The sequence below is a fragment of the Enterococcus sp. RTP21361st1_A6_RTP21361_211029 genome, from assembly GCF_040910045.1.
Classification (GTDB): domain Bacteria; phylum Bacillota; class Bacilli; order Lactobacillales; family Enterococcaceae; genus Enterococcus_D; species Enterococcus_D gallinarum.
In genome coordinates this window covers 26,531-53,184 of sequence record NZ_JBDGBK010000011.1, presented here as the reverse complement: position 1 = coordinate 53,184, position 26,654 = coordinate 26,531, and the positions used below count along the sequence as shown (strand labels likewise).

24 protein-coding genes are annotated in these 26,654 nt (G+C 42.3%); 8 read left to right on the top strand and 16 right to left on the bottom strand.

Going from position 1 to position 26,654, the window contains the following annotated elements; all coding sequences use genetic code 11:
• Nucleotides 1-271: 271 nt before the first annotated feature.
• From copZ to AB5Z52_RS03400, 3 genes are all read right to left on the bottom strand, one after another.
• The gene (copZ, locus tag AB5Z52_RS03410; protein ID WP_086269458.1) at nucleotides 272-481 is read right to left on the bottom strand and encodes a copper chaperone CopZ; all 210 of its coding nucleotides are present in this window, start codon (nucleotides 479-481) and stop codon (nucleotides 272-274) included.
• 3 nt (nucleotides 482-484) lie between these two features.
• Nucleotides 485-931, bottom strand: a complete 447-nt coding sequence (locus AB5Z52_RS03405) for a CopY/TcrY family copper transport repressor (protein ID WP_003127665.1) — start codon at nucleotides 929-931, stop codon at nucleotides 485-487.
• 114 nt (nucleotides 932-1,045) lie between these two features.
• A complete protein-coding gene (locus tag AB5Z52_RS03400; protein ID WP_257602532.1) occupies nucleotides 1,046-2,032 on the bottom strand; it encodes an aldose epimerase family protein in 987 nt (328 codons plus the stop codon).
• Nucleotides 2,033-2,180: 148 nt separating this feature from the next.
• Between AB5Z52_RS03400 and AB5Z52_RS03395 the strand changes: the two genes are divergently transcribed.
• A complete protein-coding gene (locus AB5Z52_RS03395; RefSeq protein ID WP_242387660.1) occupies nucleotides 2,181-2,540 on the top strand; it encodes an iron-sulfur cluster biosynthesis family protein in 360 nt (119 codons plus the stop codon).
• A gap of 90 nt (nucleotides 2,541-2,630) precedes the next feature.
• Here AB5Z52_RS03395 and AB5Z52_RS03390 read toward each other — a convergent pair whose 3' ends face one another.
• The 3 genes from AB5Z52_RS03390 to map are packed head-to-tail and all read right to left on the bottom strand — an operon-like array spanning nucleotide 2,631 to nucleotide 5,585.
• Complete coding sequence (locus AB5Z52_RS03390; protein WP_288551575.1) at nucleotides 2,631-3,845, bottom strand: glycosyltransferase family 4 protein; 1,215 nt, start codon at nucleotides 3,843-3,845, stop codon at nucleotides 2,631-2,633.
• 19 nt (nucleotides 3,846-3,864) lie between these two features.
• Complete coding sequence (locus AB5Z52_RS03385) at nucleotides 3,865-4,788, bottom strand: YihY/virulence factor BrkB family protein (RefSeq protein WP_003127661.1); 924 nt, start codon at nucleotides 4,786-4,788, stop codon at nucleotides 3,865-3,867.
• A 32-nt stretch (nucleotides 4,789-4,820) separates the two neighbouring features.
• Entirely contained in the window at nucleotides 4,821-5,585 is a 765-nt protein-coding gene (gene map, locus AB5Z52_RS03380; protein ID WP_003127660.1) for a type I methionyl aminopeptidase, read from the bottom strand.
• 171 nt (nucleotides 5,586-5,756) lie between these two features.
• Here map and AB5Z52_RS03375 point away from each other — a divergent pair, with 171 nt between their 5' ends.
• Nucleotides 5,757-6,197 (top strand): flavodoxin, encoded by a 441-nt coding sequence (locus AB5Z52_RS03375; RefSeq protein ID WP_003127659.1) that lies wholly within the window; start codon nucleotides 5,757-5,759, stop codon nucleotides 6,195-6,197.
• Between the two features lie 68 nt (nucleotides 6,198-6,265).
• On the opposite strand, the gene AB5Z52_RS03370 is transcribed toward AB5Z52_RS03375, so the two are convergent.
• Nucleotides 6,266-6,853, bottom strand: a complete 588-nt coding sequence (locus AB5Z52_RS03370) for a TetR/AcrR family transcriptional regulator (RefSeq protein ID WP_003127658.1) — start codon at nucleotides 6,851-6,853, stop codon at nucleotides 6,266-6,268.
• A gap of 231 nt (nucleotides 6,854-7,084) precedes the next feature.
• On the opposite strand from AB5Z52_RS03370, the gene AB5Z52_RS03365 reads away from it, so the two are divergent.
• The 6 genes from AB5Z52_RS03365 to AB5Z52_RS03340 all read left to right on the top strand — a co-directional run bounded on the left by AB5Z52_RS03365 (nucleotide 7,085) and on the right by AB5Z52_RS03340 (nucleotide 12,632).
• Nucleotides 7,085-8,320 carry an aminopeptidase gene (locus tag AB5Z52_RS03365; protein ID WP_288551576.1) on the top strand — a complete coding sequence of 412 codons (1,236 nt, stop codon included), beginning with the start codon at nucleotides 7,085-7,087 and terminating at the stop codon, nucleotides 8,318-8,320.
• Between the two features lie 197 nt (nucleotides 8,321-8,517).
• Nucleotides 8,518-9,165, top strand: coding sequence for a metal-dependent transcriptional regulator (locus tag AB5Z52_RS03360; protein ID WP_288551577.1), 648 nt, complete (start codon nucleotides 8,518-8,520; stop codon nucleotides 9,163-9,165).
• A 12-nt stretch (nucleotides 9,166-9,177) separates the two neighbouring features.
• Nucleotides 9,178-10,701, top strand: a complete 1,524-nt coding sequence (gene zwf, locus AB5Z52_RS03355) for a glucose-6-phosphate dehydrogenase (protein WP_288551578.1) — start codon at nucleotides 9,178-9,180, stop codon at nucleotides 10,699-10,701.
• Between the two features lie 98 nt (nucleotides 10,702-10,799).
• The gene (locus AB5Z52_RS03350) at nucleotides 10,800-11,606 is read left to right on the top strand and encodes a bifunctional hydroxymethylpyrimidine kinase/phosphomethylpyrimidine kinase (protein WP_288551579.1); all 807 of its coding nucleotides are present in this window, start codon (nucleotides 10,800-10,802) and stop codon (nucleotides 11,604-11,606) included.
• A complete protein-coding gene (locus AB5Z52_RS03345) occupies nucleotides 11,588-12,067 on the top strand; it encodes an ECF transporter S component (protein WP_288551580.1) in 480 nt (159 codons plus the stop codon). Before AB5Z52_RS03350 ends, AB5Z52_RS03345 begins: the two co-directional genes overlap by 19 nt.
• Before the next feature lies 1 nt (nucleotide 12,068).
• Nucleotides 12,069-12,632: a TIGR01440 family protein gene (locus AB5Z52_RS03340; RefSeq protein WP_029487175.1), complete on the top strand. Its 564-nt coding sequence runs from the start codon at nucleotides 12,069-12,071 to the stop codon at nucleotides 12,630-12,632.
• Between the two features lie 137 nt (nucleotides 12,633-12,769).
• Here AB5Z52_RS03340 and AB5Z52_RS03335 read toward each other — a convergent pair whose 3' ends face one another.
• The 9 genes from AB5Z52_RS03335 to ftsZ all read right to left on the bottom strand — a co-directional run bounded on the left by AB5Z52_RS03335 (nucleotide 12,770) and on the right by ftsZ (nucleotide 26,640).
• Nucleotides 12,770-14,209, bottom strand: coding sequence for a glutamate synthase subunit beta (locus tag AB5Z52_RS03335; RefSeq protein ID WP_288551581.1), 1,440 nt, complete (start codon nucleotides 14,207-14,209; stop codon nucleotides 12,770-12,772).
• 1 nt (nucleotide 14,210) lies between these two features.
• Complete coding sequence (gene gltB / locus AB5Z52_RS03330; protein WP_288551582.1) at nucleotides 14,211-18,698, bottom strand: glutamate synthase large subunit; 4,488 nt, start codon at nucleotides 18,696-18,698, stop codon at nucleotides 14,211-14,213.
• A gap of 357 nt (nucleotides 18,699-19,055) precedes the next feature.
• Nucleotides 19,056-21,851 (bottom strand): isoleucine--tRNA ligase, encoded by a 2,796-nt coding sequence (ileS, locus tag AB5Z52_RS03325; RefSeq protein WP_288551583.1) that lies wholly within the window; start codon nucleotides 21,849-21,851, stop codon nucleotides 19,056-19,058.
• A 375-nt stretch (nucleotides 21,852-22,226) separates the two neighbouring features.
• Entirely contained in the window at nucleotides 22,227-22,976 is a 750-nt protein-coding gene (locus AB5Z52_RS03320; RefSeq protein WP_003127647.1) for a DivIVA domain-containing protein, read from the bottom strand.
• Between the two features lie 19 nt (nucleotides 22,977-22,995).
• On the bottom strand, nucleotides 22,996-23,778 hold the full coding sequence (locus AB5Z52_RS03315) for an RNA-binding protein (protein WP_003127645.1): 783 nt from the start codon (nucleotides 23,776-23,778) through the stop codon (nucleotides 22,996-22,998).
• An 18-nt stretch (nucleotides 23,779-23,796) separates the two neighbouring features.
• The gene (locus AB5Z52_RS03310; RefSeq protein WP_029487179.1) at nucleotides 23,797-24,069 is read right to left on the bottom strand and encodes a YggT family protein; all 273 of its coding nucleotides are present in this window, start codon (nucleotides 24,067-24,069) and stop codon (nucleotides 23,797-23,799) included.
• Between the two features lie 17 nt (nucleotides 24,070-24,086).
• On the bottom strand, nucleotides 24,087-24,701 hold the full coding sequence (locus AB5Z52_RS03305; protein ID WP_288551584.1) for a cell division protein SepF: 615 nt from the start codon (nucleotides 24,699-24,701) through the stop codon (nucleotides 24,087-24,089).
• 13 nt (nucleotides 24,702-24,714) lie between these two features.
• Nucleotides 24,715-25,389 (bottom strand): YggS family pyridoxal phosphate-dependent enzyme, encoded by a 675-nt coding sequence (locus AB5Z52_RS03300; RefSeq protein WP_138371645.1) that lies wholly within the window; start codon nucleotides 25,387-25,389, stop codon nucleotides 24,715-24,717.
• A gap of 12 nt (nucleotides 25,390-25,401) precedes the next feature.
• Nucleotides 25,402-26,640 carry a cell division protein FtsZ gene (ftsZ, locus tag AB5Z52_RS03295; protein ID WP_003127641.1) on the bottom strand — a complete coding sequence of 413 codons (1,239 nt, stop codon included), beginning with the start codon at nucleotides 26,638-26,640 and terminating at the stop codon, nucleotides 25,402-25,404.
• Between the last annotated feature and the right edge of the window lie 14 nt (nucleotides 26,641-26,654).

Genomic DNA, 26,654 nt, shown 5'->3' with positions numbered 1-26,654 from the left:
ATCTTACTGTGATCCATCTTACTGTGATCCATCTTACTGTGATCCATCTTACTGTGATCCATCTTACTGTGATCCATCTTACTGTGATCCATTTCCGAATGTCCTCCGTCCATTTCGTTATGGCTCATCTCAAATTCCTCCTTTTTGCTGGAAAGTTTTGCGCCCTACTGGAACGCGTTGGGGGGGGTGACAGAAGTTGCCTACCGTCTTTCCGCAAACAATTAAATGAACTTTTTTCATTCCATATCTTTCAAGAACAGCGGTGAGAGACTTATTCAACCGTGGCTGTGTACCCCACCTCCGTTACTTTAGCGATGATGTCATCATCTGTAACAAGTTGTTCGTCATATTTGACTTTAGCATTGGCTTTCTTTAAATTTACCTTTGCTTTTTTGACACCTGGCACTTCAGACAATGCTTTTTCTACCCGAGCAACACAGTGGTCGCAGCTCATTCCTTCAATGTGATAGATTTTTTTCATGATTTATTCTCCTTCATTCATTGTACATTGACATTGTCCCGGTATACAGTTGCAAGCAATAGCGGCTACCGGTTCTTTTTGCGCCAGTGCCTCTTCCAACATTGTTAGATCTTCATTCGTTAGTTCCGATTCACGAATCATTTCTGCCAATGTTTGGCCGATTTTTTTTGCACAGATATGAGAGAATAAACTCTCTGTGGCACTTTGAATCGTAGCATCCTCGGAAACCAAAGGATAATAAACAAATTTTTTTCCTTGGGTTTCTGTCCGCAATACGCCTTTTTTCACTAGACGGCCTAGTAATGTTTTAACGGTTGCTGTTTTCCAGTCTTTGGATTCGCTAAGAAGTGCCGTGACTTCTTGGGCATCGGATTTTCCTAATGTCCAAATCACTCGCATGATCTCCCATTCGGAATCACTGATTTTTATAGGAGCACTTGATGATTGCATATTTTTTCCTCCTTGCTTGTTCACGATTTAAGTTTACATCTGTAATCGAAAATTGTCAAAAAAAACCTCTGCAGTGTTTGAGATCAACTGACAGAGGTCATATATTATCTATGATTAATAAAAAACACGATAACGAGTCACAGAATGGAAAGGTTTTTCTGGACGTAAGAGGATCTCCCCAAACTGAGGATATTTTTCTGTTCCAGGAACGCCTTGGGTCTCAATAGCCATTCCGCCATGGTTTGCAAAAGGTCCGGTTTTCATTGGTGCTCCTTCTTCGCCATCTCGTGTGGTATAGATGACTACAGCCGGTCGATCCGTTGTAACTGTGAGGGAAACTTTTTCATCAGGGCTCGTCACTTTCAAGTCCCAGTCCTGAGTATGGTCCAATAAGAATGGATCATCAAGTAATGTTGTGCCCATTTTTCGTGCTACACGAAAGTCAAACTTCGTATCAGCAACAGGTTGTTTTTTTCCTGTTGTTGTGACATCAGGATTCGTTTCAGCCACATATTCCGCATTGATTTGAACCATGTGATCATCGATTGGATTTCTAGTGTCACCGGTCAAATTGAAATAGCCATGATTCGTGGGATTATATAGTGTAGGCTGATCGGTTGTGGCATCGTAAGTAATCGTAAATGAATCATCATTTTCCAATGTATAAGTCACTGTGTATGAAACATTGCCCGGAAATCCACTATCGCCGTCTTTGCGTTCTGTCCGATAAATTACGCCAGCTGCGGTTTCTGTTTCAAATGTTTCAGCTTTCCAAGTATCGGTATCCAATCCCTTAAATCCGCCATGCAATGTATTGCCATTATCATTATCTTCTGTTTGATACTCTTTCCCGTCGATAGTAAATCGGGTTCCTGCAATTCTGCCGGCAACTGGCCCAATCGTTGCGCCATAATAACGCGCTTTCTGGTGTCCTGCGATCGTATCATACCCAACAACTAAGTCTCGGCCGCCATCAATCGGCACGATCCAATCCAGTAAGCGTGCTCCTTCCGGGCTTGTCACAAGTTTGACACCGCTATCATTTTCAACTTCATAAACTGTTCCCATTTTTTCTGTTTCTCGTTGCTGTACACTTGGCATTGACCATCCTTCTTTCTTCACTGAAATAACTTCTCATTCAGTATAGACGTTTTAGCCTCAAAACGTCAATAAGCTGAAAGCAGATTACTTTTGTTCTGAGGGAAATGCTCTTAGAATGAAAATGAAGAGAAAGAAGGAGGAACACATGATGGAACTAAAAATGTCACAAGCAGTCATCAACAAACTAGAAGGATATCATAGCAATGAGGGTGCTTTTCTGCTGGATCTGGATGACGGTGTCGGACCTTATTCGAAATTAGGGATCTGTTCTCTCGATACAAGTTTTCGTTTCTTGCTGGTCTCAGACAAAGAGGTTCCCGCACCTTACACCATTACTCTCTCATCTGCGGTTGGACCTATTTATATCAAAGACTATACAGCCAATTATTTCGACCAAGAACCAAAGCTTAATTTAAATGAGCGTTTCCAATCGATTATGTTAGAAACAGAATCTGGCGTTGTCGATCGTAACGTTGAAATAATCGATTTGCGCAAACAATCCTTTTAGGGATAGATACAAAAAAAACGACCCACACGTGACTTTCAGCTTCAACTGAACATGTCATGTGAGGATCGTTCTTTTACTGATGGACCGAGATTATTTTTTATGCCTAGCCCGTCGTTTTCTGCGCGAGGTCCGCTGAGGTTTTTTTGATTCTGTTGGTTCCTTTATTGGCTCCTCGGTTGTTTCTAGTGAGTCGCCTGTTCTCTTTGTCAAAACTTCCTGACGAAAGCGCCGATTACCTAGAAATTTCAAGGCGCACATCAATGGTTGGCGATTCTCTCCCACCAAACCAATCAATTCAATAAATAATTCAATCCCAAATGCGGTACTAATGATCAGTAGAATAATTGCCGTATTACTGGCATAGTTCATCAACAGTGCAATAAAAGAAAATACCATTGCTAACGCATAGATTGTCAATACTGCTCCCCGATGAGTAAATCCTAAAGAAAGCAAGCGATGATGAAGATGCATTTTATCAGCAGAAGAAATTTTTTGTTTGTTGAACTTCCGTCGAATCATCGCATAGACAGTATCGGTGATTGGTACGCCCAGAATCAGCATAGGCGTGATCACGGTAATAAACGTCGCATTCTTCAACCCTTGCAATGAGAGAACGGAAATCATAAACCCTAAGAATAAAGCACCCGTATCACCCAGAAAAATCGTTGCTGGATAAAAGTTATAGGGAAAGAATCCCACGATGGCAGCGACTAAAGTAAAGATTGTCATAGATATAAAAACCGCTGTATCAGGAAGAAAAAAATAGCTGATAATGCCCAAGGTAATCAAACTAATAATAGATACCCCACTAGCTAATCCATCCAAACCATCAATCAAATTGACAGCATTCGTAATTGCTAAAATCCACAGTATGGTCATCGGCATTCCGAACAAACCTAGATCAATCGTACCTATATAGGGGATAGAAATTGTACTGATCCTTATACCAGCAATAAAATAGATTTCCAAAGCTGCAATCAGCAAACCAGAGATCTTTTGCAATGGCGATAGTTCATGAATATCATCAATCAATCCAACAATAATCACAATTAGCGCCCCTAATAAAATGCGCCAAGCAAAGTTTATCGGAATCATATCGTTCAATTCCCACAAGATAGCAAACGAAAAGGATAGGAAAATAGCTAAACCACCAGCGGTAGGCATCGCTTTTTCGTTGATGCGTCTTTCTCCGGGCTGATCAACGGCACCAATTCTTAGAGCAATAAATTTAACAACTGGAGTTATCACTAAAGATATGATCATCGTGATGAAAAGACGTACAATAAATTTAAATGCAAATTCCATCGCTCATTCTCACTTTCATTTATTTCTCCTTATTGGAAAATGTATCTTCAAGTTTTGATGAGATACGTTCCACGGGATCTTTTCGTTCTTTGATCTCTTGTCCCGATAAATATTCTTCTACAACTGCGTTGATGATGCCGCCTAAAATAATGATCGTTGCTGCCAGATTCAGCCAAATCATCAACACAATGAAACTCCCGATGATTTGATAGCCGCTGATCCTAGCAGCAAAAAAGCGGGCATATAAGCCAAACACTTGCGACAGCAGCATCCAGCCCGCAGTAGCAAATACTGCGCCAGGAAGCGTTGACCGAAGTTTTACTTTGGCATTAGGCACCAACCAGTAGATTAACATCAAGATAAACAGCAACGCAATGATCGTCAAAGGCCATTTGACAGTTTGGAAGGTAGCAATCAAATCATCTTGAATATGGAAGATTGGTTGTAGAAAGTCTAAAATGATCTTCCCTAAACCAATAACCATCGTCACACCTACGATTGCAATCATAAACAAGAGAATAATGACAAAAGAGACCGCACGAACAACAATAAAGTTCGAACGCTGATCGACACCAAACGCTTTGTTCATGGCAATTTGTAATGCATTGATGCTTTGGCTGGCTGACCAAAGAGCTGCAAGTGCCGAAATAGACAACAAGCCGCCGGAACCAGAAGTCAGCAGATTCTCAATGGCCGGTCCGATAAATTCATACACTTGACCAGGAATCAATTCTTGGACATAGGGCAGCACGTTACTAGGAGCGATTGAAAGAAAAGGCAGCAAGTTTCCGATCGCGATCAGCAATGGAAACAAGGATAGTAATAAATAATAGGCTACGACAACTGAGGTCGTTCCCATTTCAGATTCCGTGATCCGCGTTTGTGTCGTTTCTATAAATCGCATAAGCTTTTGATTGCTTTTCGCCTTATCGATCCATTTCATTTGGGGTTCCTCCGACATCCATCCATTCTTTTCTAGTAGGTTCCTTCTTCTCCTTGAGAAGTCAAGATCCGTGGACCATCTTTTGTGATAGCTAAGCTATGCTCATATTGACAACTCAATCCACCATCAAGTGTGTACGCTGTCCAACCATTTGGATCCATCTTCATTTTCCAAGTTCCTGTGTTGATCATCGGCTCGATCGTGATGACCATCCCTTCTTTCAAGCGTAGGCCTTTCCCTGCTTCGCCATAATGAGGAATCATTGGTGCTTCGTGGATCGTTGGACCAATGCCATGACCGACAAAATCACGGACAACACCATAGCCTTCACCTTCCGCATACGTTTGGATCGCATGACCAATATCACCGATTCGATTCCCAACTTGTGCTTGTTCGATTCCCAAATACATTGCTTTTTTCGTTACTTCCATTAAACGATCGATTTCTGGGGTCGATTCACCTACGACATAACTCCAGCAAGAATCGGAGATTCCGCCTTTTAGATCAATACACATATCTACTTTGATCAGATCACCATTTTTTAATACTTTTTTTCGGGGAAACCCATGACAAATCTCATTGTTGATGCTGCAGCAAGTCGCATATTTATAATCTTCAAAGCCGATCTGTGCAGCGATTCCGCCATGGCTTTCAATATAATTTCTCACAAATACTTCGATATCCCAGCTAGTGATCCCTGGTTTAATAAACGTACGAAGTTGTTTATGAACGTCCGCAAGTAATGCGCCGGACTCAGCCATTTGATCAATCTCTCTGGCAGATTTTAATGTTATCATTTTCTCGTCTCCCTTATTTAAATTCCTCTTATTTTACCATAGAAAGCAAGAATTTTACAAAGTCTGCTGATTCACCTAAGACTTTTTTCAAGAATTGTTATTCTTGACTGGGTTTGCTATAATCAGAGAGGGTTTTTACTGTTGACCGTTAAAGGATCGGAGGACTTATTTATGACTTTAGCTAAAATCGTTTACGCAAGCATGACAGGCAACACCGAAGAAATAGCTGATATCGTTGCAGAAGCACTTGAAAATCTGGCTATTGAGGTAGATATCAATGAATGTACGCAAGTAGATGCCGATGAATTCGAAGAGGCAGATATTTGCATTGTAGCCACTTATACCTATGGTGATGGTGAACTGCCAGACGAGATCGTTGATTTCTATGAAGACTTGCAAGAATTAGACCTGAGTGGAAAAACATTTGGTGTTTGCGGTTCAGGTGACACGTTCTACGATGATTTTTGCAAATCTGTCGATGATTTTGAAGCAGCTTTTGCCAAGACCGGTGCTATCAAAGGAGCAGAAAGCGTCAAAGTTGATTTGGCTGCCGAAGAAGAAGACATTCAAAACTTAGAAGACTTTGCGAAAAAAATCGTTGCATCTCTTTAATGCGCATACATAAAAAAGCATGTATCCCACGCTGGGTACATGCTTTTTTCTCTTTACGTATGATTTAATTATTGATCGAATGACTTGTATGAAATATCAATCGGTGTTTCTCGATGAATGATATTTTCTGCGGTCTCGGTCATCAATTTTGCAATTTGGTCTTCTGTCGGATGAAGAATTCCCGAAGACATCAATGCGGCTAATCCAGTGGCAACGATCCATACACCCGTATGCAATGATTTCAGTTCGACTTCTGTTAAATCCTGATATTTCGGATCTTTTTTCACAGATTTGACGAATAAATCAAAAGAAAATTTTTGCATGGAATCGCCACCGCCATACTCTTCCAGGTAAAGCGCGCGATACAAGCGTTTTTCTTTATTCGCAAAACCAATGTAATTCAAAGTCAGATCGACGATCACGTCCCCACGTCTCTCAATGGGAAATACTTCTGTTGCTAGATAATCATAAATTTGATTGATCAAGGCACTTTTAAGGTCATCCATGTTTTTGAATTCTAAGTAAATCGGTTGGGTTGAACACTTCATTTTCGCTGCAATATTACGTGCGGTAAAACGTGTGAATCCTTCGGTTGCGACAACTTCATAGGCAGCTTTTAAAATCTGGTCTCTAGTAATTGTTTTCTTTCTTGCCATAATTTTTTAATCTCCTTAATTCTGCTATACATCGCTTTCAGAAAAACCTTTTATTCATTGTATCATGTTTTTTTAAGATTGCAAAACAACTTTTAAGATTGTCCTAGTCCCTATTTGCTTCCAATTCAGCATGAAAAAATCTGTTTTTTTGACTTCGATTTCATTTGTTTTCAAAAAAAGATAGTGCTATCATAGAGAAAGTTATAGTTAGAAAAATTAGGAGGAATTTTAATGGTTTTACCAAATTTTAATCAAAATCTTGAGAAATATGCCCAACTAATCACAGAAGTTGGCGTCAATGTTCAAAAAGGCCATACGATCGTCATCCAAATCTCTGTTGATCAAGCACCTTTGGCTCGCCTTTTGACAAAAAAAGCCTATGCATTAGGGGCAGCAGAAGTCATCGTTCAATGGACAGATGATGTCGTTCAAAAAGAATTTCTTGCCCACGCCGACAGCGATCGCTTGGAAACGATTCCCCAATACAAAATCGATCAAACAGACGATTGGGTAGCAAAAGGTGCGAGCCGTATCAGTGTGGTTTCAGCCAATCCCGATGCATTAGCAGGTGTAGATTCAGACCGCGTAGCGACTTATCAAGCCGCCTCGGGGAAAGCCATGATTAACTTGCGAAAAGCAACCCAAGCCAACAAAGTGAGCTGGACGGTTGTGGCAGCCGCTGGTCAAGATTGGGCACAAAAAGTCTTCCCTGATGCAACACCAGAAGAAGCGCAAGACTTGCTTTGGGATCAAATTTTCAAAACAACGCGCATCTATGAAGAAGACCCTGTGGCAGCTTGGAAGAATCATGATAAAACGTTGCAAGAAAAAGCCAATGAACTCAACGAAGAACAATTCACAGCGTTGCATTATACTGCCCCAGGCACAGACATTATTATCGGCTTGCCAAAGAACCATTTATGGGAAGGTGCCGGCAGCTTCAATGCCCGTGGCGAAAAGTTTATGGCAAACATGCCAACAGAAGAGGTCTTTACCGCTCCTGATAGCCGCCGCATCGATGGCTATATTTCAAGTACGAAACCATTAAGCTATGCGGGAACGATCATCTCTGGGATGAAGTTCACCTTTAAAGATGGGAAAGTGGTTGATTTCTCTGCAGAACAAGGAGAAGAAGTTTTAGCAAAATTATTAGCCATTGATGAAGGCGCAAAACATTTAGGCGAAGTGGCCCTTGTTCCTGATCCTTCACCAATCTCACAATCCGGAATCATTTTCTTCAACACCCTTTTTGATGAAAATGCTTCAAACCACTTAGCTCTTGGTTCGGCTTATGCATTCAGCTTACAAGGCGGAACAGAAATGAGCGAAGAAGAATTGGCCGCTGCTGGTCTCAACCGCAGCCAAACACACGTTGACTTTATGGTAGGATCTGCCCAAATGTCCATCGATGGAATCAAAGAAGATGGCACAACAGTCCCAGTATTCAGAAATGGCGATTGGGCTTAATACACACTAAAAAGACTGAGAGGATGAATCATTCTCTCAGTTTTCTTCTTCTTAAAAAAACTGACTGTCAGAATAAGCGAATAAAGTAAAGCGGTTTATAAAAAACCTTCTTCTTCCCACGGTTTTTTCCGTAGTAATCTGTGGCTTTTTTTGATAGAATTTAGTTTGATAGTCTTTGATAAGAGAGGATGAATACCATGACACCAAACCGCGAAGATTATTTGAAGCTCATCTTGGAATTGGGCGGTGATCAGAAGAAAATCAACAACAAACAAATCGTTTCTGGTCTGGATGTGTCTGCTGCTTCAGTAAGCGAGATGATTTCTAAGCTTTTAAAAGAAGGCTTAGTGGAACACTCTCCTTATCAAGGCGTCCAATTGACCGAAAGCGGACTAGCTTCGGCAAGTGCTCTCATTCGTAAACATCGTTTATGGGAAGTATTTTTAGTGGAGCATTTGAATTATTCTTGGAATGAAGTCCACGATGATGCGGAGGTACTTGAACATGTCACATCAGGGACATTGGCTGATCATTTAGAAGCCTATCTAGGACATCCTAAGTTTTGTCCTCACGGCGGAATGATCCCCGAACAGGGACAACCCGTCCACGAAGGAGAAAAAACGACGATGAGTGCTTACCCTGTCGGGACAAAGATCCGAATTGCTCGCGTGTTGGATGAACGGGAATTGTTGGACTATCTGGTAGCCATCGACCTGAACATTCATGAAGAGTTTGAGATCGTTGATACGGCTGCCTACGAAGGACCGATCACCATTAAAAATGCGGATAAAGAAATTGCTGTCAGTTATAAAGCAGCTAGTACGATTTTTGTAGATAAATTGTAAGGAGTGAAAACGATGGAAAAAAAGGTGCTTTTTACTATTTTTGGCGGAACCGGTGACCTTGCACAACGCAAACTTTACCCTTCCCTCTTCCGTTTGTATAAAAAAGGCGATCTTAAAGAAGATTTTGCTGTAATCGGTACGGCTCGCCGTCCTTGGTCAGATGAACATTACCGTGAAGTTGTTATGGGAACGATCGAAGATTTGATCGAGTCAAAAGAACAAGCTGAGACTTTCGCTTCACATTTTTATTATCAGTCTCATGATGTAACAGATACCACTCACTATGACTCATTGAAAGAGCTGGCAGATTCTCTAGATCAGAAGTATCAGCTTGAAGGAAACCAACTGTTTTATCTGGCAATGTCTCCAAACTTCTTTGGTACCATCGTCTCACATTTAAAATCACAAGGCATGCTTGAAACCGAAGGCTACCATCGTGTGGTGATTGAAAAACCTTTCGGAAGTGACTATGCCTCTGCGAAACAATTGAACGAAGAAATCAATCAAGTTTTCAGTGAGCAAGAGATCTATCGAATCGATCACTATCTAGGAAAAGAAATGATCCAAAATATTTCTGCAATCCGTTTTGCCAATAATATTTTTGAATCGCAATGGAACAACCGCTATATCGACAATGTTCAAATCAATATCGCTGAAGATCTCGGCGTTGAAGAACGCGGCGGCTATTATGATAAGAGTGGTGCCTTAAAGGATATGGTCCAAAACCACATCTTGCAGATTCTCTCTTTGCTAGCTATGGAACCACCAGTCGCTTTCTCAGAAAAAGAACTCCGTACAGAAAAAATCAAAGCATTGAATGCGATTCGCATTTATTCAGAAGAAGAAGTCAAAACCAATTTTGTCCGCGGACAGTATGCTCACGGGCAATTAGAGGATCAGCAGTTTGCTGGGTATCGTGAAGAAATGAATGTTGCGGAAGATTCTGCCACCGAAACATTTGTCGCAGGCAAGTTTTTGATCGACAACTTCCGCTGGTCAGGAGTCCCTTTTTATGTACGCACAGGGAAACGTTTAACAGAGAAAGGCACCCGTATCAATATCGTTTTCAAGCAAGTTCCAGTGAATGTTTTCAAGAAAGATGTGACTGATTGCGAAAGCAAGAAGAAATTAGCACCTAATGTCTTGACGATTTACATTCAACCGACGGAAGGCTTTTCACTTTCTCTAAATGGCAAAGAAATCGGTCAAGGATTCGACACCCTTCCTGTTAAACTAGATTACCGCAATAGTACTGAAATCGTAGATAATACGCCAGAAGCCTATGAAAAATTGCTCTTAGATGCTTTGAATGGGGACGGCACCAACTTTACTCATTGGGACGAAGTTGCTCAATCATGGCGCATCGTCGATGTCATCCGACATGCTTGGGATAAAGAAACACCTGATTTTCCGAACTATTCAGCAGGGACCATGGGACCAAAAGCCGCCTATGATCTATTAGCAGCTGATGGCTTTGAATGGATTTGGAAACCAGATGAATGGTATCGTGAACGAAACTTACTAAATAATCAATAAGCATCAGCCAATTGGATGGGTAAAAAAACAGCCAATTGGCTGTTTTTATTTTTGCTCCATTCGCTATAATAAAACGAAAGACTAAAGGATGTGAATCAATGAAACAAGTATTGACCATTGCTGGCTTAGACAGCTTAGCAGGTGGTGGTGCCACTGCAGATATCAAGACCTTTGAAGAATTCAATACCTTTGGTCACATGGTGCTCACTTGTGTCGCAGCCATCAATGAGGAAATCACCATTTATGATATCCCTCCTGCAACGCTGAAGGACCAATTAGCTTCAGTTACAGCTTTCACCCGTTTAGCAGCCATCAAAATCGGCCTATTACATACACTGGAAACGATCGAATTAGTGAAAAATTTCCTAGTGACCCAAGACTGCCCGATCATCTTAGATCCAGTCTTAGCTTTTAAAGAAGGACAGACAAAATCCAATCAAGAGTATCAACACGCCCTGCAATCCTTATTTTCCTTAGCCACTATCGTTACTCCCAATTTGGTTGAAGCAGAATATTTCGCAAATCAAGCCATTACTACTCGGGAACAAATGAAGATAGCTGCCAAAAAAATCAAAGCACTGGGGGCTGCTTTTGTGTTGATCAAAGGTGGCGCTCGTCTGAACGGGCAGCAAGCCTGCGACCTGCTCTACGATGGGGATGACTTTTTCTTTTTTGAGACACCAAAATCACCCAAACAGACAACGAACGGCGCCGGTTGTACGTTATCCGCTGCCATCGCTGCGCTCTTGGCTACTGACCGCTCAATGACAGATGCTGTACAGCAAGCCAAAGACTTTGTTTTTGCCGGCATTGAAAATGGGCTACAGCTGACAGAATCTTTAGGAAATGTCGATCAACTTGCTTATTTTAGGAAAGGAGTTACCTCATGTCTACCAAGAAACTAACAACGTTAGCTATGCTGACAGCACTGACTACCGCTCTTTCTTTATTATTTGTCCTGCCAGTTCCTCAGACAAAAGGTGTCGTGACCCTTTGCGAAGCCGGCATCTATACCACGGCTCTTTTATTAGGCGGTCCTTCAGGTGCGATCGTCGGCAGCTTGAGCGGCGGAATGATCGACTTTTTGTCCGGTTATCCAGAATGGGCATTGTTTTCTATTTTGATCCATGGCTGCCAAGGCTACCTTACTGGTCGTTTTCGTCACTATCCCCTGCTGGCACTTTGTTTGGGAAGCGTGACGATGATTTTAGGCTATGCCGCAGCAACGACCATCATGTTTAGCTTTGGAGCAGGCATTGCTTCGATTCTCAGCAATAGCCTTCAAAATGTTTTTGGTATATTGGTAGCATTTCCGCTTGTCAATTATTTAAAACGAACGCAAAAATTTTCTTTGAATGAGAGGTAAGATTCCAATGAATGATTTTCATCAACTTAAAAATGACTTAGTAACCATCACAACTGAAGTAATTGACGCAGCACACTTAACGCAAAATGATTTATTTGTTTTAGGCTGTTCTACTAGCGAAGTCGTTGGCGGGATGATCGGCAAAAACTCCAGCGAAGAAGTAGGCTACATCATTATTAAGACCATTAAAGAGGTGTTGGATCCGCTTGGCATTCGCTTAGCGGTTCAAGGATGCGAACACTTGAACCGTGCATTAGCTGTAGAGCGTAGCACTGCTCAGTATTATCAATTAGAAGAAGTGGCAGTTGTCCCTGCACTTCATGCGGGAGGTGCTTGTTCTGTAGCGGCATTTCGCTTGTTTGATGATCCCGTTGAAGTGGAGCATATCGTTGCGAAAGCTGGCATCGATATTGGTGATACTGCCATCGGCATGCATGTCAAACACGTACAGATCCCTATTCGGCCAAGTATCAAAACGTTAGGTGCAGCTCATGTGACTGCATTAGGCTCACGCCCCAAATATATCGGCGGACCGCGGGCACAGTACAAAGTATCTGCTATGTGACGAAAGATTCAACAAAACCGAAGGATACCTGCTAAGCTTCTTGGACGATTCTTCCTTCGCGCAAGATTGCGCATCGCTTTTCAGAGATAGCCTTCGGTTTATTTGTCTTATCTGTCGCATTTTTCCCGTTGTTTTTGCTAAATTTGTTGATAAATCAAGGCCCTCAGCGATTGATCGACTTTCTCCGCAGCGAGCCGCCCCTCTCGAATTGCCCAAATCACTAAGCTAGGACCTCTTTTTGCATCACCAGCTACCAAAACCCGTTCATTATTGGTTGTATAATCATCATAGATTTCACGGACATTGAAGGTGTCTAACAAGTGTGTTTCTGGACCTAAGAAGCCCATTGCCAACAAAACTAAATCGGCTTTCATCACTTGCTCTGTACCAGAGATTGGCTGAAAAATCTCATCTACTTTGACTGTTTCGATCCCAATCACCTGTCCCCGTTCCGCTCCTACAAAAGCAGTCGTCGAAATGCTGTGATACGTATGTTCCTGTAGAACCGCAGCAACTTCTTCCTGACCATACCCGATTTTAGCTGTCATTGGGTATTCAGGCCATGGATTTCCAGCTAAACGCTGTGGTGGAAGCTGTGGCGTGATTTCCAACTGACGAACAGAAGCAGCCCCTTGGCGCATCGCAGTCCCTAAGCAATCATTTCCGGTATCTCCACCGCCGATCACGACCACGTGTTTGCCTGCCAAGGATTCATTCGCAGCTTTTCCATGGTTCAATACCTCTTTGGTTGCTGCTGTCAAATAATCAACAGCAAACTGAATCCCAGTCAAAGACCTTCCTGGGATCTTTAAATCCCGCGGAACACTGGCGCCAGTAGAAATAATAACACGATCATAAGCAGCTTCTAATTCTTCAGCAGAAATGTCGCGGCCGACTTCGACATTCGTTAGGAACGTCACGCCTAGTTCTGCCATCAAATCGATTCTGCGCTGAACCACTGTTTTATCTAGTTTCATATTAGGGATACCATACATCAGCAACCCCCCGCAACGATCACTGCGTTCATAAACCGTCACTTGATGACCTAACTGATTCAAGCGCCAAGCAGCGGATAGACCAGCTGGTCCACTGCCAATGATGGCGATTTTGAAACCAGTTGCTGCTTGCGGTTCTCCCGATGCTCGGACCCAATCATTCTCAAATGCAGTGTCGATAATGAAACGCTCATTGTCATGAATCGTGACCCCGCTCCCATTTAGTGCCTCCGTGCAGCCTTTCTCACAAGGAGCTGGACAAACCCGTCCGGTCATTTCAGGTAATGGATTCGTTTTCGCTAACCGTTCAAAAGCCGCTTGAAACCTGCCTTGATAAACAAGATCATTCCATTCAGGAATCAAATTATCGTTGGGGCATCCAGATACTGTCCGTTGCCCACCATAGAAAGAACCGGTATGACAAAAAGGAATGCCACAATTCATACATCTTGCTGCTTGTTCTTGCCGCTCACTTGCTGGCAATGGTTCTTGCAGTTCTTGCCAATCAGTGATCCGCTCTGCTACCGGACGATACGGATTTTCTTTTCGAGGGTATTTTAAGAAACCAAAAGGATCTGCCATACTAGTCATGCTCCTTTCCTGGGATCGTCATCTGAGGACCGACAACTGACTCAAAAGCTTTAGCGATCAGTTCATCTCCTGAGAGACCTTGTTGCGCCAATTGATGAGTCGCTTCCACCATTTGATGATATTCCTTAGGATAAACTTTGATGAACAACTGCTTATGATAGAGCCAATCGCTTAGAATCTCGGCTGCTTTTAAGGAATCTGTATAGGCAAAATGGTTCTCGATCAATTCTTTCAATACCGCATCATCCCCGCTCTCATCTACCTTAAACAATTCCACCATTTCTAAATTGCATTGAGCAGCAAACGCTTGCTCCGGATCGTACACATAGGCGACACCTCCAGACATGCCAGCAGCAAAATTGCGGCCCGTCTTGCCTAGAATAACAGCGACACCTCCAGTCATATACTCGCAGCCATGATCGCCGATTCCTTCTACAACCACTTTAGCTCCGCTATTTCGAACACAGAAACGTTCTCCTGCCAGACCTCTGAAATATCCTTCTCCTCGATTTGCCCCAAAGCAAGCCACATTACCTACAATGGGCGACTGTTCAATATCATAACTAGCATCTGCTGGCGGTACAATGATCAAACGGCCACCACTCAATCCTTTGGCTACGTAATCATTGGCTTCTCCAACCAATCTCAGCTCAAGTCCTTGCGTTGCAAAGGCACCAAAACTTTGACCCGCAATTCCTTGATAATTGAATTGCAGCAATCCTGGAGGAAGTTCATAGTTCCCAAAACGTTCTGCAATCCATCCCCCTATGCGGGCACCAACAGAACGTTGAATATTGTTGATCGGTTGACTGATAGCAACAGGATGTTGTTTTTCAATTGCTGCTTTGGCAAAACTATCCAATTCTGGCCATTGTCGTTTCTCCAAAAAAGGATCCGTCACTTTACGTGCAATCGGAAGTGTCGTACCCAAGATGCGAGCGAAATCCAATGATTTTGCTTTCCCTTTGGCAATGAAACGAGGTACCAAGACTTCTGTGTGCCCCACCATCTCATCAATGGTACGAAAACCCAGTTCTGCCATGATTTCTCTGAGGTCTTCTGCTAAGAAAAACATAGTATGAATAATATGTTCCGGTTTACCAGCAAAAAACTTTCGTAAAGCTGGATTTTGGGTGGCAATACCCACGGGACAAGTATTCAGACTGCAGACTCTCATCATCACACAGCCGATCGCAACAAGGGCCAATGAAGCAAAACTGTACTCTTCAGCACCTAAAAGTGCCGCAATCGCAATATCCCTTCCCGTCATCAATTTACCATCCGTTTCTAAGGTCATCCGCTGACGAAGATGATTCAGTGCCAATGTTTGATGAGCTTCTGCTAACCCCATTTCCCAAGGCAAGCCCGCATCTCTGATGGAATTGCGGGGAGAAGCACCAGTACCGCCATCATAGCCTGATATTACAACAACATCAGCACCTGCCTTGACAACACCGGTTGCAATCGTTCCAACACCCATACTGGCAACCAGCTTCACATTGATTCGCGCATAAGGGTTGATGGTCTTTAAATCATGGATCAATTGTGCCAAATCTTCAATCGAATAAATATCGTGATGAGGAGGTGGTGAAATCAAGCGAACCCCAGGGGTTGATCCGCGAATCTCAGCGACCCAAGGGAAAACTTTATTTCCAGGCAGTTGACCGCCTTCACCTGGCTTCGCTCCTTGAGCCATCTTGATCTGCAACTCATCGGCACTCATTAAATACTCCGCATTAACTCCAAAACGTCCAGAAGCAACTTGCTTGATCCGACTATTGTAATTTTTGCCGTTGACCGCTTTGAAACGCTCGCGATGTTCCCCGCCTTCTCCACTATTTGATTTAGCTCCGATGGCATTCATTGCCTCAGCAATACATTTATGAGCTTCCTCACTTAGCGATCCATAAGACATTGCTCCTACTTTGAATCGTTTGACGATTTGGACAGCAGGCTCTACTTCCTCCAATAGAATTGGCTGACGCGAAGGTGTGAACTCCCATAGTGAACGAAGTGTCGTGGGTGTGCTTAAAGCCTCTTGATTCATGACAGCTGCATACTCCTTGTACAACTGATAATCTCCTGTGCGCACCGCTTTTTGAAAGTGATAGATGGTTTTGGGATTAAAAAGGTGATGCTCACCTTCTGCTTTAAACTGAAAGCTGCCTCCCGAATCTAGATAATCCTGTTGTTTTTCACCATAGGCAGCTTCGTATCGCTCAAAATACTCTTGTTCGATTTGTTTCAACGACAGGCCGCCAATCCGAGAAACAGTTCCCGTAAAATAAACCTCAGTGACTTGTGGTGAGATACCGACAGCTTCAAAGAGCTGAGCACCATGATAACCGGCAATAGTTGAAATTCCCATACGAGACATAATCTTTATGAGTCCCTTCTCACAGGCCTGTCGATAATTTTCGACATGATCACTCATGTCATAATAATGCAGCGTTTCGTAAGCCCCGTAAGGATGAATCCCACTGGCACCGTAGCCAACTAACATAGCATAGTGATGAACTTCGCAGACTTCAGCCGTGTCAACAATGAGTGAGGCAAGCGCTCGCTTTCCTTTTCGCACCAAGTAATTATGCAAACCCGAAACAGCCAACAAGACAGGAATTGCCATCTTACCTAGTTGTGGTGCAATGGGTTCGCGATCACTTAACACGAGAATCGTAGCCCCTTGATCAATTTTGGCTTCACTTTCTTTAAAAAGAGTATCCAATGCTTGGTGCAGTGTTTGTTGCTCATTGCCAGTCACAGAATAAAGAGTAGAGAGGACTGCCGCCGATTGTTGTTTCTGATTTAGATGTTTGATCTTCAGATACTCGCTTGTGGCTAAAATCGGACTAGCGATTTTTAATTTATGGCAATTTTGGCTAAGATCTTTTGTAACATCGCCATCTCGTCCCAGAAATAATTCTGTACCGATCACTAGCTTTTCGCGAATCGCATCAATTGGTGGATTCGTTACCTGTGCGAATTGTTGCTTAAAGTACGTAAAAAGCGACTGGGGACGTTCACTTAAGATTGCTAATGGTGAATCAAATCCCATGGAGATAACCGGTTCCTCTCCTGTTTGAGCCATAGGGATCAGCAGTGTCCGGATGACTTCGTCGGTGTACCCGTGAAGTTTCCATAACCGCTGTAGTGTCTCTGTCGATAATCCATCAGAAAAAGGGGGTTCTGGTAAGTCATCCATCGTTAACAAATTTTCTGTCAACCATTCGCGATAAGGATGAGCTTGCGCGTATTTTTCTTTGATCTCTTTATTTCTCAAAATCAAGCCATTTTTGGTATCGACCAAAAACATATTGGCTGGACCTAAAACCCCTTTTTCAATTACCTCTGCTGCGGGTAGATCAACCACCCCTGATTCGGATGCTACGACAACTAAGCCATCCCTCGTAATTGAATAACGGGAAGGCCGCAACCCATTGCGATCCAAAGCAGCACCCACCAGCTCACCATCCGTAAAACAAAGCGCTGCCGGTCCATCCCATGGTGCCATAAAACTAGCATTGTACTCATGAAAAGCAACTAGTTCTTCTGGCAAACCGGCTTCTTTCGACCAGGCTTCAGGTACCATCATCAAAAGCGCCTGAGGTAAATCTCTCCCTTGGCGATACAAGAATTCCATGCAATTCTCAAGTTTTGCGGAGTCCGAATTTTCCTCATCATAGACTTCGATTTGATGACTATGCATCCAATTTTCGGCTCCTCTTAACGTATTGATTTCCCCATTATGGGCTAAAAAACGAAAAGGCTGCGCGCGATTCCAGCTAGGAAAAGTATTGGTTGAAAAACGAGAATGAGTCAATGCGATACTGGAAGTCATACGCGGATCTTGTAAGTCCGTATAAAACAGTCCGACCTGATAAGCATGTAACATGCCTTTATAGACGATTGTTTGGCTAGAAAGACTGCAGATGGCTAGTTCCTTGGCTGCATAGTTTTTTTCTAATTGTCGCCGCAAATGATACAAACGGTCCTCAAAATCTCTTCCGACTGTCACATCGAGAGGTTTTTCAATAAAGAATTGACAAAAACTAGGCATCACTTTTTGTGCTCCTGGACCACATTGCGAATAGTCATAGGGAACTTCCCGCTGCCACAACACCCGAAATCCCATTTGCTGAATATCCTGAGCAACGGCCTTTCTTAATTTGACTGCGGATTCTCGTTCTTGCGGCAAAAAAAACATGCCTACTGCATAGTGACCTTTCGGCGGTAAAACAATCTCTGCCGCTAAAGCAATTGCTTGAAAAAAAGAATCAGGTAATGCCATCAACACACCAGCACCATCCCCTGTATCTGGTTCGGCTCCTGTTCCGCCACGATGATTCATTCGTTCTAACATCGTCAACGCATTTTCAATCAGTTTTCTCGAGTATAATCCATCTTTTTGTACGATAAAGCCCATGCCACAAGCATCACTTTCAAAACGAGGATCATACATTAATGTCTCTTTTTCCCTCATCCCCTCATCCTTTCTTTAAATATTCTGAATATTCCGATTTTTAACAGTTTACCTTTTCTATGTAAATCTTGCAATCTTTTTCTGCAAGTTGGTCTAGCTTCCTCTCAAAAACGCTGAACGGGTAAAACCGATTGGGACAAAGCAAGCACGATTGCCTAGCGCTGCATTTTTGTCACTTCTATGCTTCTTATCATCAGTTGCTATTGCTAGGAGAAAACGATGAAAAAGACACAAAAGCTGATAACTAAGTCAGCACAATGAAATGATCACAAAAAAAGTGTGCCATCGGACGATCTAAGTAGATCGTCCAACGGCACACTGATAATTTTGGGTTTACCTTTATTTCTCAGCTAATTTTTATTTCTCAAAGCCTTCAGCAACGGCTTCTGGATAATATTCTTCCACCAAATGAGCACAACGCCCGCAAAGTGTTGGCAGTTTCTCATCCACTCCGACATCTGTCCGCACTTGCCGACAACGGTCGCAAACTTCACCATCGGCTTTTTCGATCAAGATTGCACCATCTTCAAATTGTAGCGCTGCTTCTGGAGCGGCACTTCCTGCCTCTTTGATTTCGAAGAAGTCTGGTGAAATGATCAATAATTGGGCCAAATCAGCATCAACAGCCGTTAATAGGTCTGCCAGCGGTTGTGATGGATAGATGGTCACTTTTGCTTCCAATGACCTACCAATCAGTTTTTCATTCCGTGCTTCTTCCAGTGCTTTCAGGACATTGTCACGGAATGAAAGAAATGCCGTCCACATATCAAGCAACTCAGCTTGATTCGCAAATGATTCATAACTTGGCAATTCAGCTAGTTGAACATAGGCTTCCTCTTCTTTTAAGTGAGACCAGATTTCTTCGGCTGTGTGAGGAATGATTGGCGTCAACAATTTTGTCAAAGCCACTGCCGTTTGGTAAAAGACAGTTTGCATTGCTCGCCGTTGTGGATCATTTTCCGCTTCGATATAAACAACATCTTTCGCAAAGTCTAAATAGAAAGCAGAAAGATCGCCAGTCAAGAAATTGATGATCGTCTTATAGATATGCAAGAAATTGTATTTCTCATACCCATCTTCACGAATGGTTTTGATCGTTTCGTTTAATCGAACCAGCATGTATTTGTCTACAGAGCGTAAGTTTTCATAAGAAACCATATCCGTTTTTGGATCGAAATCAGCCGTATTGGCTAATAAGAAACGCATTGTATTACGGATCTTACGGTAAACCTCGGAGACTTGATTCAAAATATCCATTGAAACTCGGACATCTGCTTCATAATCTACACTGCTAACCCATAGGCGAAGGATATCGGCACCCATTTGTTTGATTACTTTCTCTGGAGCAATGGTATTTCCAAGAGATTTACTCATCTTCCGGCCTTCACCATCCAAGGTAAACCCTTGAGACAAGACTGATTTGTAAGGTGCTTCCCCATTGATCGCCACACTTGTGGTGATACTTGAGTTAAACCATCCACGGTATTGATCTGAACCTTCCAAATACATGTCAGCTGGGAAAGTCAACTCTGGACGTTGACGCAAGACTGCTTCATGAGAAGAACCAGAATCAAACCAAACATCCATGATATCTGTTTCTTTAGAGAATTTGCCATTTGGTGAACCCGGATGCGTAAAGCCTGCAGGCAATAATTCTTCGGCTTCTTTTTCAAACCAGATATTTGATCCGTGTTGTTCAAATAGCGTTGCAACATGTTCGATCGTTTCTGGCGTAATGATTGCTTCGCCGTTTTCGGCGTAGAAAATCGGCAGTGGTACCCCCCAGGCACGTTGACGTGAGATGACCCAATCGCCTCGATCACGAATCATGTTGTACAAGCGTGTTTTGCCCCAAGGAATGATCCAGTCCACTTTCTCGATTTCATCAAGGATGTTTTGACGGAATTGATCGATTGAAGCAAACCATTGTGGTGTTGCCCGATAGATAACAGGTTTTTTGGTCCGCCAATCATGAGGATAACTATGGACAAAGAAATCAAGTTTCAATAATGCACCTTTTTCTGCTAACAAATCGGTGATCATTGGGTTCGCTTTATCATAGAAGATTCCTTCAAATCCTGGTGCTTCTTCCGTAAACATCCCACGACTATCGACAGGAGATAGGACATCTAATTTGTATTTTTTGCTTACGATGTAGTCGTCTTCCCCGTGCCCAGGAGCAGTATGAACCAATCCAGTACCTGCTTCCAGCGTGACATGGTCACCTAGCATCACCAATGAAGTCCGATCATAGAAAGGATGCTGGCCAGTCATGTATTCTAGTTTTTCTCCAGCAATTTCTTGCAAGATTTCAACACTTTCCCATCCAATAGCTGCTTGAACAGTCTCCAACAAATCTTTGGCGATCACAAATTTACGGCCATCTGCCATGATTTGAACATAAGTAAACGTTGGGTTTACTGAAATTCCTAAGTTTGCTGGTAATGTCCAAGGTGTCGTCGTCCAAATAACGAAAGATGTATCTTCATCAAGGATTCCTTTTCCATCTGCTACAGGAAAAGCGACATAGATCGAAGGTGATTTGACATCTTTGTATTCGATCTCTGCTTCTGCCAATGAAGACTCGCTGGATGGTGACCAGTAGATTGGCTTTAATCCTTTATAGATGTAGCCTTTTTCTGCCATCTTTCCGAATACGCGGATTTCAGCAGCTTCGTAATCAGGTGTCAAAGTGATGTAAGGATGATCCCAATCACCTGAGATTCCTAAACGTTTAAAGTCCTCACGTTGGGTATCTACTTGTGTCAAAGCATACTCTTCGCATTTTTTGCGATATTCCGCAAATGTCATTTCTTTGCGTTTGATGCCCTTGTTTGTCAGCACTTGTTCGATCGGCAATCCATGCGTATCCCAACCTGGTACATAAGGTGAGCGGAATCCTGACATTGATTTAGAACGTACAATAATGTCTTTACTGATTTTGTTTAATGCATGACCAATGTGGATATTGCCATTCGCATAGGGAGGGCCATCATGTAAGACAAATGTTGGTTTCCCTTCGTTCAGTGCTTGTCTTTGTTGATAGATATTTTGTTCTTCCCAATCTTTTTGCCATTCGATTTCGCGATTAGGCAAATTTCCCCGCATCGGAAAAGCCGTTTTTCCCAGATGCAATGTTTCTTTCATCTTCATTGTATTCGCTCCTTTTACTGATTACTCATGATTATGGCATGTGCAAGCACATGTCGATCAAACAATTTTGTCTATCCTGCCTCAATTTCAGTGAATTCACTCATTGAATCGACCAAATCCTTCTAATAAGCCCATAGGCTATGAAGCTATAAAAAAAACACATCCATCCCGGAAAGGGACGAACGTGTTCGTGGTACCACCCAAATTTTATTGTCAGTGACAATTCTTTGTTGATCGGTAACGAGATCAAACGTTGGACTCTACCACTGTTCAAGACCAAGACTAACAGATGATCTAATTTCTTACAGGGTTTTATCCGGCTTCCACTCTCCCAGACTCGCTTTAAAAGTATAAGAAATTTTTCTGTTCTGTATATTAGTCATTTGTTTTATTTAATTCATCTAGTAATTGACGTGCATCATCCAATGTTTTCACTTCTGGATTTTCTTCTACATCAATTTCTTTCTCACTGGATTCCACGATTTCTACTGGACTCTCCACTGCTTCTGAGTTTACTTCAGAATCATTTTCGCTGTCAAGTTCTTTTGATAAAACTTCTTTGATTACTTGATGAGAATCTTTTACATAGCTAGAAAACGGCGCCAAAATTTCTTCCCATTCTGGACTTTTTACTTGCTCTAATTGTGTTTGCAGCATAACCAAAAGATTGTTGTGGAAAACGCGCGTTTTCTTCTTCAAATCATTGGTTTCAGTTGCCAATTGACGCGCATTATTGGTTGCATCCGTCAGAATTTCTTTGGCTTTTTCTTCTGCAGCTGTTGTCAATGCATGAGCACGTTTTTCGGCATTCGTTACTAATTCATCTGCACGGTTTTGAGCAGAAGTAACGATCACTTCAGATTCTTTGCTTGCGCTCGTTTTTACTTTGTCTGCGGTATCTTGAGCCACGATAATCGATTGGTTCAATGCATCTTTCAATTCATTGAAATACTCAAGTTTTTCTTCTGCATGCTTCAATGATTTTTCTAGTTCACGGTTCTTTTGAACAGCTTCTTCATAATCACGAACGATCATATCTAAGAAGTCATCGACTTCATCCTGATTGTAACCGCGCATTTTTACTGAAAAGCTTTTGTTTTGAATATCTAATGGAGTTAATGCCATAAGTTTACACCTCTTTGTTTTATTTACGTAATACACCTAATAACAATCTAACTTTTTCTTTTTTTGTCGTGCCTTCTAACCCCTGAATCTGGATACGCCCAAATCCTCTGATTGATACGATATCCAGTAGATCCAACATAAAATCCGGACGTAATGTTTCTGTCCAATTGACTTTCACTTTGCCAGACTCGATGAGTTGTTTGGAACGCTGGCGCGAAATATTATAGACAGCAGAAATGACAGTATCCAAACGGAGAGAGCTGACCGTTTCTCGTTCTTCGCTCCAGCCGTCTTTTGGTACGATCAATTCCGTGTACTTCGTTTCTTCGAGGCGAACTGAGACATTCCCGATTTTATCGACCTGTGTTTGGACAAAATGACTGATTTCGCTTGCCACAAATACTTGCCAATTTTCCCCATCAGAAATGATGTCACCAAAGTATTCCCTTTTGACCCCTGTGCCCATTAACGTTCCTAAAACCTTCCCATGACTTAAAACCGTGAATTTTTTTGGATAGATAATGGTGAATAATACCAAATCAAATTCTTCACTTGCTGGTTGGTAATAGTCTGGGTAGATCAGGCACCGTCTTCTTTCAGCAGCTTCATATCCGCCAAAAAATTGAAAACTCAAATCGGTTGATTGCCGAATCAGACTTTCTAAAATATAGGCTTGCCGCGGATCAAGAAAATCTGTTAAATAGGGTGCGTATTGCATCTGCACTTGTTCGATCCAGCCTTGCGCAGAATCAATAAAAGGGTGCTCATCGCTTCGAAAATGCTGATAGACATTTGCGTTCACCGATATTCACCCCTTACGTTAGAATAAGATTGCTTGTAGAAGAACGAACAGACCTTGCGTTGCTAGCTGCAGAACGATAATGGCAAATGCAATCGTAAAGTCGATGCCAGCGAAACTCAGATTTAGACGATCAAACAAACCTAAATATGGTTCACAGATTTTTGCTAAGAAACGTCCAAATGCTGATTGGTATCCTCCCGGAAACCAAGAAAGCAAGGCATAGATCACTAATAATACTGTATAGAGATATACTGCATCACTGAATAGATTTAATAACCTAAAGACTAAAATATGCTTTCCTCCTTGACTCAGATATCGAAGAAATTACTATCTGCTAATGTTTGAGCAGTTCCCTCGATCTCCATTCCTTTTGGCGTACATAAGAAGATTTCATCTCCAACACGCTTGATATCGCCATCTACAGCGTACACTGTTCCCGTCAAAAAATCAACTATTCGCCGTGCTTGGTACTCCTCAATTAAATGAAAATTAACAAGTACTGCATCGCCATTGATCACTTGTTTCGCGATTCCCATCGCTTCTGAATAAACTCTTGGTTCTACGATAGTAATCTTGCCTGCAGCCTTGGACTTTATTTCTTTTGTTTTGGGATTACTGCGTTGTTGGGCCATAGAAACGACCTTTTCCTCTGTCTTTTGGACAGGGCGTTGTTGTCTTTCAAAGGACGCACTTGATGCTGTTGAACGCTGCGCTTGCGCTTGCTGTGATGGCATATGGCTTCGTGAAAATGTATTCGTTGGATTTTCAGCACGAGTCGTGCGTGGTGCAACATAAGAACTACCTTGATTGACGGCGATATTTTGCGGGGATCGCACAGATTCTTGAGCTACCACGCTTTCTTCGTAATAATCTTCTTCATCCGTCAATCCAAAAAAATTGGTCAATTTCTCTTTTAAAGACATATGTCAACCTCCTTTACTCCTGAAATAATGCGGTGCCGATGCGAACAACTGTCGCACCCGCTTGGATCGCAACGGCAAAATCATTACTCATTCCCATACTTGTTTCTGTACATGGAGCATGTGCCAAGTGCAGCGCTGCGATTTTTTCTTGTAATTCTTTCAACTGATGAAAATAATGGAGCTGCTCTGCTTCTGAAGAAGCAAGTGGTGCCATGGTCATCAAGCCGATGACATTGATTTTATCAAAGGGCTGCAACTCTTCAATAAATGAAACAACGTCGTCTGGTGCAATTCCTTGTTTACTTGCTTCACCTGAAATATTGACTTCTACAAAACAAGCAATCGTTTTTGCTGCTCGTTTTTGAATTTCTTGCGCCAATTTCAGCGAATCTAACGCATGGAAATAATCAACTTCATTTATAATTGATTTTACCTTTCTGCGTTGCAAATTACCAATAAAATGCCAGTTTACTTCTGGAAAATCTGCTAGTTGCTGCTTTTTTTCCAGGAGTTTTTCTACTCGGTTTTCCGCACAGTCAGTGACACCGGCTTCGATGATCTTCCGTGTTTTTTCACTATCGACAGATTTTGTCACAGCAACCAGACGAACCTCACTTGCTTTTCTAGAAACAAGAGCACAAGAATCCTGGATCTCTTGCTGGATCTTGTGCAAGTTCTCAGAAATCATGTGCTCTGCCTCCTAGCGTTTGCGACGGAAGAATGGTGGTGTACTTAATTCATCGTCGTCATTTGTTTTTACTTCATCTCTATTGAATGTATCAAATTCTTTTTTTTCAACATTCTCAAATTGGCTTTCTTCTACTTTAGGACGAACGTTTTGTTCTTTACGAATATCCCAATCACCAAAGCCATGATCATCTTCTACGTGTGAAGGTTTCGCCTGATCCATATCTAACGTTGGTTTTTGTGGAATTGAATGGATTTGACTTTGTCTGCTTGTACGAGAAGAGCGTTCCTTTTTTGAAGGATCAATACCTGTTGCAATCACAGTCACGCGGATTTCATCTCCTAAGTCTTCATTGATTGAAGTTCCTAGAATAATGTTTACGTCGCCTGTTGCAGCACTTGCTACGATATCAGAAGCATCTTGTGCTTCAAATAAAGTCATGTCTAATCCGCCAGTGATGTTCAGTAAGACTTGTTCTGCACCATCGATAGATGTTTCTAGCAATGGAGAAGAGATCGCCTTTTTCGTTGCTTCGATGACACGTTCTTCGCCGCTAGCAACACCAATACCCATCAATGCTGTTCCTTGATTTTCCATTACTGTTTTCACGTCAGCAAAGTCCAAGTTGACATAGCCTGGTGCAGTAATCAGATCAGAGATTCCTTGTACCCCTTGACGCAATACATTGTCTGCTTCACGGAATGCTTCTAGCATTGGTGTCTTCTTGTCAACAACTTCCAATAAACGGTTGTTGGAGATGATCAATAATGTATCGACGTTTTCTTTTAGTTTTGCAATTCCTTCAGCTGCGAAACGGCCGCGTTTTGGTCCTTCAAATGTGAATGGACGAGTTACTACGCCGACTGTCAATGCACCGATTTCTTTGGCAAGTTTTGCAACGATCGGAGCTGCCCCAGTTCCGGTACCTCCACCCATGCCGGCAGTGATAAAGATCATATCAGCGCCTTGCAAGGAATCACGAATTGCGTCTTCACTTTCTTCTGCTGCTTTTTCTCCAACTTCAGGTTGAGAGCCAGCACCTAGACCGCGAGTATATTTAGGGCCTAATTGGATCACTGTTTCAGCTTTTGAATTTTTCAATGCTTGCACATCTGTATTGGCAGCGATAAATTCGACACCTTTAACGTTTTCTTCGATCATACGGTTGACAGCATTGCCGCCGCCGCCGCCGACACCGATAACTTTGATTACAGCGCCATCATTGATATTGTTATCAATTGAAAATTCCATAGTTTATCTTCCTC

What these genes read in the sequence shown, in the direction of transcription:
- map (WP_003127660.1), bottom strand. Translation starts at nt 5,585, where the DNA reads ATGATAACATTAAAATCTGCCAGAGAGATTGATCAAATGGCTGAGTCC.
- copZ (WP_086269458.1), bottom strand. Translation starts at nt 481, where the DNA reads ATGAAAAAAATCTATCACATTGAAGGAATGAGCTGCGACCACTGTGTT.
- AB5Z52_RS03370 (WP_003127658.1), bottom strand. Translation starts at nt 6,853, where the DNA reads ATGGCAAGAAAGAAAACAATTACTAGAGACCAGATTTTAAAAGCTGCC.
- AB5Z52_RS03400 (WP_257602532.1), bottom strand. Translation starts at nt 2,032, where the DNA reads ATGCCAAGTGTACAGCAACGAGAAACAGAAAAAATGGGAACAGTTTAT.
- gltB (WP_288551582.1), bottom strand. Translation starts at nt 18,698, where the DNA reads ATGAGGGAAAAAGAGACATTAATGTATGATCCTCGTTTTGAAAGTGAT.
- AB5Z52_RS03375 (WP_003127659.1), top strand. Translation starts at nt 5,757, where the DNA reads ATGACTTTAGCTAAAATCGTTTACGCAAGCATGACAGGCAACACCGAA.
- AB5Z52_RS03300 (WP_138371645.1), bottom strand. Translation starts at nt 25,389, where the DNA reads ATGATTTCTGAGAACTTGCACAAGATCCAGCAAGAGATCCAGGATTCT.
- AB5Z52_RS03360 (WP_288551577.1), top strand. Translation starts at nt 8,518, where the DNA reads ATGACACCAAACCGCGAAGATTATTTGAAGCTCATCTTGGAATTGGGC.
- AB5Z52_RS03390 (WP_288551575.1), bottom strand. Translation starts at nt 3,845, where the DNA reads ATGGAATTTGCATTTAAATTTATTGTACGTCTTTTCATCACGATGATC.
- AB5Z52_RS03405 (WP_003127665.1), bottom strand. Translation starts at nt 931, where the DNA reads ATGCAATCATCAAGTGCTCCTATAAAAATCAGTGATTCCGAATGGGAG.
- AB5Z52_RS03345 (WP_288551580.1), top strand. Translation starts at nt 11,588, where the DNA reads ATGTCTACCAAGAAACTAACAACGTTAGCTATGCTGACAGCACTGACT.
- ftsZ (WP_003127641.1), bottom strand. Translation starts at nt 26,640, where the DNA reads ATGGAATTTTCAATTGATAACAATATCAATGATGGCGCTGTAATCAAA.
- AB5Z52_RS03320 (WP_003127647.1), bottom strand. Translation starts at nt 22,976, where the DNA reads ATGGCATTAACTCCATTAGATATTCAAAACAAAAGCTTTTCAGTAAAA.
- AB5Z52_RS03365 (WP_288551576.1), top strand. Translation starts at nt 7,085, where the DNA reads ATGGTTTTACCAAATTTTAATCAAAATCTTGAGAAATATGCCCAACTA.
- ileS (WP_288551583.1), bottom strand. Translation starts at nt 21,851, where the DNA reads ATGAAGATGAAAGAAACATTGCATCTGGGAAAAACGGCTTTTCCGATG.
- AB5Z52_RS03335 (WP_288551581.1), bottom strand. Translation starts at nt 14,209, where the DNA reads ATGGCAGATCCTTTTGGTTTCTTAAAATACCCTCGAAAAGAAAATCCG.
- AB5Z52_RS03305 (WP_288551584.1), bottom strand. Translation starts at nt 24,701, where the DNA reads ATGTCTTTAAAAGAGAAATTGACCAATTTTTTTGGATTGACGGATGAA.
- AB5Z52_RS03385 (WP_003127661.1), bottom strand. Translation starts at nt 4,788, where the DNA reads ATGAAATGGATCGATAAGGCGAAAAGCAATCAAAAGCTTATGCGATTT.
- AB5Z52_RS03395 (WP_242387660.1), top strand. Translation starts at nt 2,181, where the DNA reads ATGGAACTAAAAATGTCACAAGCAGTCATCAACAAACTAGAAGGATAT.
- zwf (WP_288551578.1), top strand. Translation starts at nt 9,178, where the DNA reads ATGGAAAAAAAGGTGCTTTTTACTATTTTTGGCGGAACCGGTGACCTT.
- AB5Z52_RS03350 (WP_288551579.1), top strand. Translation starts at nt 10,800, where the DNA reads ATGAAACAAGTATTGACCATTGCTGGCTTAGACAGCTTAGCAGGTGGT.